The sequence below is a fragment of the Mesorhizobium sp. M4B.F.Ca.ET.017.02.2.1 genome (assembly GCF_003998955.1).
Lineage (GTDB): Bacteria > Pseudomonadota > Alphaproteobacteria > Rhizobiales > Rhizobiaceae > Mesorhizobium > Mesorhizobium abyssinicae.
This window is the reverse complement of record NZ_RZOF01000383.1, coordinates 1-5,631: the sequence shown is the minus strand read 5'-3', so window position 1 is coordinate 5,631 and position 5,631 is coordinate 1. Positions and strand designations below refer to the sequence as shown.

The 5,631-nt window shown below is 63.0% G+C and carries 4 protein-coding genes and 3 pseudogenes; all 7 read left to right on the top strand.

Annotated elements, in window-relative coordinates; translation table 11 throughout:
- Positions 1-169 (top strand): annotated as a pseudogene (locus EN738_RS36510) (branched-chain amino acid ABC transporter permease); the annotation flags it as partial.
- Between the two features lie 53 nt (positions 170-222).
- A pseudogene (locus EN738_RS29785) lies at positions 223-1,553 on the top strand (ABC transporter substrate-binding protein).
- Between the two features lie 66 nt (positions 1,554-1,619).
- Complete coding sequence (locus tag EN738_RS29780) at positions 1,620-2,411, top strand: ABC transporter ATP-binding protein (RefSeq protein WP_127286762.1); 792 nt, start codon at positions 1,620-1,622, stop codon at positions 2,409-2,411.
- Positions 2,408-3,655 carry an SfnB family sulfur acquisition oxidoreductase gene (locus EN738_RS29775; protein ID WP_126038002.1) on the top strand — a complete coding sequence of 416 codons (1,248 nt, stop codon included), beginning with the start codon at positions 2,408-2,410 and terminating at the stop codon, positions 3,653-3,655. The genes EN738_RS29780 and EN738_RS29775 overlap by 4 nt, the downstream gene beginning before the upstream one ends.
- 32 nt (positions 3,656-3,687) lie before the next feature.
- Positions 3,688-4,482: pseudogene (locus tag EN738_RS29770) on the top strand (LLM class flavin-dependent oxidoreductase); the annotation flags it as partial.
- A complete protein-coding gene (locus tag EN738_RS36965) occupies positions 4,391-4,861 on the top strand; it encodes an LLM class flavin-dependent oxidoreductase (protein ID WP_348629116.1) in 471 nt (156 codons plus the stop codon). The pseudogene EN738_RS29770 and the gene EN738_RS36965, both read left to right, overlap by 92 nt.
- Positions 4,858-5,631 (top strand): FAD/NAD(P)-binding protein (locus EN738_RS29765; protein ID WP_148669473.1); only part of this gene is annotated, 774 nt, incomplete at its 3' end. The genes EN738_RS36965 and EN738_RS29765, both read left to right, overlap by 4 nt.

The following is a 5,631-nucleotide window of genomic DNA, read 5'->3' as shown; positions in this document are numbered from 1 at the left end:
CCCGGCTCGGCGCCTTCCTGTTCGGCGGCCTGTTCGATTCGGGCGTTCTCGACATGAGCCAGCGCATCGTGCTCGGCGCCCTTATCATCATCTTCCTCATCGCGGACCGAGCGGGCTGTCGGCCCTCTTCGACCGCCTCAAACGACGGATCGGCTCAAGGTCCAGCTGATTGCCGCTCAACTTCCTCCTCCGCTCGGACCAACCCATCAGGAGACGTAAGCAATGACCTTCTTCAGTCACCTAAGAAAAGCGGCGATCGCCACGGCCTTCGTGCTCGGCGCGACGGCGGTTCACGCCGAAGAACAATACTTTCCCCTGCAGAGCTACCGTGTCGGTCCGTATGCGGCCGGCGGAACCGGCTTTTTCGGTGGCTTCATCGACTATCTCAACCTGATCAACATCCGCGACGGCGGCGTCAATGGCGTCAAGCTGGCCTGGAGCGAAGGCGAGACGCAATATGAGGTCGAGAAGGGCGTCGAGGTGTATGAACGGTTGAAGAGCAATCCCGGGATCGCTGCCTGGAATCCACTCTCGGTCGGCATCGCCTATGCCATGATCGATCGCATCACCGACGACAAGGTGCCGCTGATCACCATCAACCACGGCCGCACAGACACGACCGACGGGCGGGTGTTCCCTTACGTCTTCCCGCTGCTGCTCAATCCTTACAGCGAGACCTCCGGCATCGTGAACTACATCGCGTCCAAGGAAGGAGGCCTCGACAAGCTCAAGGGCAAGAACATCGTCGTGCTCTATCACGGCTCGCCCTATGGGAAGGAGACGATCCCGATCTATGAGCTGCTGTCGCAGAAATACGGCTTCGAGCTGTCGCAGATCGAGGTGCCGCATCCCGGCAACGAGCAGCAGGCGCAGTGGCTGACCATCCGGCGCGAGCATCCTGACTATGTCGTGCTGCGCGGCTGGGGCGTGATGAACCCCGTCGCCTTGAAGACCGCGCAGAAGACAGGCTTCCCGGCCGATCACATCATAGGCAATGTCTGGTCGAATTCCGAAGAGGATGTCATCCCCGCCGGCGATGCCGCCAAGGGCTATACGGCCATCACCACCCAGGCCTCGGGTGAGCGATATCCGGTGGTCCAGGAGATCGTCAAAACGGTCTACGGCGACGGCAAAGGCAATCTCGAGGACAAAAGCCGCATCGGCTCGGTCTACCACAATCTCGGCATCGTCAATGGCATCCTCAATGTCGAGGCGGTCCGCATCGCACAGGCCAAGTTCGGCAACCGCACGCTGACCGGCGACGAAGTGCGTTGGGGCTTCGAGCATCTCAAGCTCGATCCGGCGCGCGTCGAGGCACTCGGCGCCAAGGACCTGTTCCACTCGATCAACGTCTCCTGGGACAATCACGAGGGTGACGGCTACGTGACCTTCCAGCAATGGGACGGCAAGAAGTGGAATGTCGTCTCCGACTGGATCGCTCCCGACTGGAAGCTGCTGCGTCCGATCATCGAGAAGTCGTCCGAGGCGTTGCCAAGGAAAAGGGCATCAAGATCCGCACGGCCGAGGACGCCGACGCGGTGGTCAGCAACTGAATTTGGTATGGTGCGGCCGACAAATCTGGCCGGCCGCGCCATCCACCTTCCCGAGCGGAGTCATCGATGTCCATCCCGGAATACCCGATACTGTCAGTTAGCAGCGTGGAAGCTGTCTACAACGGCGCCATCGCCGCCCTACACGGCGTCGACTTGTTGGTTGGCAGGGGCGAGATCGTCGCGCTGCTCGGCTCCAACGGTGCCGGCAAGACGACACTGCTGCGCGCCGTATCCAATCTCCTTCCGGCTGAGCGCGGCGCCATTACCGCCGGTCGGATCACCTTCGGTGGCGAGGATGTTTCAAGGGCAAGCCCCTCGCACCTAGTCCGCAGCGGCCTTGTCCAATTCCTCGAGGGCCGGCATTGCTTCCGCTCGCTGACGGTCGAAGAGAACCTCTTCACCGGCGCGCTCGGACGCTCGTCCTCTCGCACGGGCGTCAAGGCCGACCTCGATCGTGTCTATTCACTTTTCCCAAGGCTCGCCGAGAAGCGGCGAACCCGGTCCGGCCTCACTTCCGGGGGCGAGCAGCAGATGACGGCTATCGGCCGGGGTCTGATGTCGCGGCCGAAACTCTTTGTTCTGGACGAGCCGTCGATGGGGCTGGCACCGCTGATCGTCGACGAGATCTTCAGCGCCCTGAAACGGCTCAACCGCGACGAAGGCCTTTCGATCCTCGTTGCCGAACAGAATTCGGCGGTCGCGCTGAAATACGCCGACCGCGCCACCGTGCTCGAGAACGGCGTCAGCGTGCTGGAAGGATCGGCTGCCGACTTGCGCCAGCGCACCGATATCAAACCCTACTACCTCGGCGGCGCGCCGCTTCCACCGAAACATTTTCCCAAGGAGACAGCAGCATGACCATCCAATCCAGGCAGGCGTCGGATAGCCGCAGTGCCGTCCCGCCGGTCGAACGACCCTCTGCCAAGGCGCATGTGATCAAGGCCGATGCCGAGGCAATCGCTGTCGCCGAAAAACTCGCCGCCGAATTCGCCAGGGATGCCTCCAAGCGGGATCGTGAACGCATCTGGCCGAAGGAAGAGCTCGATGCGTTTTCGCAGAGCGGCCTGTGGTCGATCAACGTGCCGAAAGCCTATGGCGGGCCGGAGCTCTCCTATGTGACCCTGTCGAAAGTGATCAGCATCATCTCGGCGGCCGATCCGTCGCTCGGCCAGATTCCGCAGAACCATCTTGGCGTCGTCGCCGCTATCCGCACCGTCTCCGACGAGGCGCAGAAGAAGCTGCTTTTCGCTGAGGTGCTGTCCGGCACGCGCTTCGGCAACGCGTTCTCCGAGTTCGGCTCCAAGCGCGCGGCCGACTTCGAGACAAAGTTCGTCGACGCCGGCCACCATGTCGTGGTCAACGGCCAGAAATTCTATTCGAGCGGTGCTCTGCTTGCCCCTCTGGTTCCGATCGTGGCGCTCGATGACGAGGGGCGCGCCTGGTATGCCATCGCCGATCGCGGCGCGCCCGGACTGACGGTGATCGACGACTGGTCGAGCTTCGGACAGAAGACGACTTTGTCCGGCACGGTCCTGCTCGACAATGTCAAGGTGCCCAAAACGCATCTTGTCCCCGGCTACAAGGGCTATGACAGGCCGACGGCCGACGGCGCCATCTTCCAGATCATCCAGGCCGCGGTCGATCTCGGCATCGCCAAGGCGGCGATCGACGAGACTGTCGGCTTCGTGCGCACCAAGTCGCGCGCCTGGATCGACAGCGGCGTCGATCATGCCTGGCAGGATCCTTATACGATCCAGGCGATTGGCGACCTTCGCCTGCGGGCCAAAGCGGCAGAGGCGGTTCTGGAAAGGGCCGGGCTTGCGGTCGATCGCGCCGTGGCCGACCCGAACGAGAAGACCGTCGCGGAAGCGCAGATCGCGGTTGCCGAATCCAAGATCCTCACGACAGAGATCGCCATCATTGCCACGAACAAGCTGTTCGAGCTCGCCGGCACACGCTCGACGCTGGCCGAGCACAATCTCCACCGGCACTGGCGCAACGCCCGCACCCACACGCTGCACGATCCGGTGCGCTGGAAATACGCGATCCTCGGCAACTACTACCTCAACGACGTAAATCCGCCGCTCCATGCCTGGAGCTGAGCGAAGCGCCTCCAAATCACAGAGGACCATTCATGAGCATTGCCACTCCCGACAGGATCAAGGTCCTGTGGTTTCTGCCGACTCATGGCGACAGCCGCTATCTCGGCACCTCAGAGGGGGGCAGGGCGGTCGACTTGCCCTATCTCACCCAAGTCGCGAAAGCCGCCGATGCCATCGGCTACTATGGCGCGCTGCTGCCGACAGGACGCAGTTGCGAAGATAGCTGGGTCGTGGCGTCGGCGCTGGCACCGCTGACGCAGCGGCTTCGCTTCCTTGTCGCCGTCCGGCCGGGCCTGCAATCGCCGACGCTAGCCGCGCGCATGACCTCGACGCTCGACCGCATTTCCAGCGGACGGCTGCTCATCAACGTCGTCACCGGCGGGGATCCGGTCGAGAACAAGGGCGACGGCATCTTCCTCAGCCATGACGAGCGCTATGAGGTGACGCGGGAATTCCTCGACATCTACAAGGCGGTGCTTCGCGGCGAGACCGTAGCGTTCGCAGGCAAGCACTTCCGTATCGAGGACGGTCGCCTACTGTTTCCGCCCGTGCAGACGCCACATCCGCCGCTCTATTTCGGCGGCTCGTCCGATGCCGCTAACGCGGTCGCCGCCGAACAGATCGACAAATATTTGACCTGGGGCGAACCGCCGGCGGACGTCGCGGCAAAGATTGCCCATGTGCGCGGTCTTGCCGAGAAAGCCGGGCGCCAGGTGACCTTCGGCATCCGGCTGCATGTCATCGTCCGCGAGACCAATCATGAGGCCTGGGCCGACCGACCGCCTGATCAGCCGCCTGGACGACAACACGATAACCGAGGCGCAGAAGGTTTTCGCGCGCATGGATTCCGTCGGCCAGTCGCGCATGAGCCGGCTTCATGGCGGCCGCCGCGACAAGCTCGAAATCAGTCCGAACCTGTGGGCTGGCGTTGGCCTGGTGCGCGGCGGCGCCGGCACCGCCCTGGTCGGCGATGCGGCGACAGTTGCGGAACGGATCGACGAATACCGGCGCATTGGCATCGATAGCTTTATCCTGTCCGGCTATCCGCATCTGGAGGAGGCCTATCGGTTTGGCGAACTGGTGTTGCCGTTGTTGCCGCTCGATCATGAAATCTCGACGCGCCCGACGGCAGTGAACATGGGACCGTTCGGCGAAACGGTGGCCGGCGACCATCGGCCTTCGGCACTGCGCGCGAGTCAGTCTTGAGCGCCAGAGACTTGGGCAGGGGACCGGTCGTAGCCATCATCGGTGGCGGCTTTTCCGGTGCGGCGACCGCGTTTCATCTTGCGCGGCTGCTGCCCGCCGGTGCTGCCGATATCGTGGTCGTCGAGCCCAGAGAGGGGCTCGGCTATGGTCTGGCCTACTCGACGGCCGATCCTTCACACCGCATCAATGTGCCGGCGTCGAGAATGACGCTGATCTCCGGCCAGGACAGCCACTTTGCCGATTGGCTGGAGCAGACCGGCGCGATTCTCGACGATGCCGAGGCTATTGCCGCAAATGGAGCACTCTACCCACAACGACGCGTTTTCGGGCGCTACGTGGAATCTTATCTCCAACCCTTTCTGTTCGGCAAAGTGATCCGTCATGTCAGGTCCGCCGTCGCGTCAGTCGAGCTTAGTGGCCAGGGCTACATCCTGATTCTCGCTGATGGAAGGACGCTCGCAGCCGACGCCCTAGTGATTGCGGCGACGCATCCGCCACCGGCCTTGCCATCGGCCCTGCGGTCTGTGGCTGCTGCTGCCCGGCTGGTGGCCAATCCCTATGATCTCGGAGGGCTGCAAGCGATCGGCCGCGACGACCAAGTGCTCGTAGTCGGCACTGGATTGACGTCGGCGGATATCATTGCCACGCTGGACCGCAATGGGCATCGTAGCCGCATCGTCGCGCTGTCACGTCATGGTTATCGTTCGCGCAGCCACGCGGTGCTCCCGGGCGACCCGATTGGTGATTTCATCAGTCTGCCTTCACGCAGC

Bases quoted from the DNA above. Each gene is read 5' to 3' on its own strand.
- EN738_RS29780 (WP_127286762.1), top strand. From the start codon at position 1,620: ATGTCCATCCCGGAATACCCGATACTGTCAGTTAGCAGCGTGGAAGCT.
- EN738_RS29775 (WP_126038002.1), top strand. From the start codon at position 2,408: ATGACCATCCAATCCAGGCAGGCGTCGGATAGCCGCAGTGCCGTCCCG.
- EN738_RS36965 (WP_348629116.1), top strand. From the start codon at position 4,391: ATGTCATCGTCCGCGAGACCAATCATGAGGCCTGGGCCGACCGACCGC.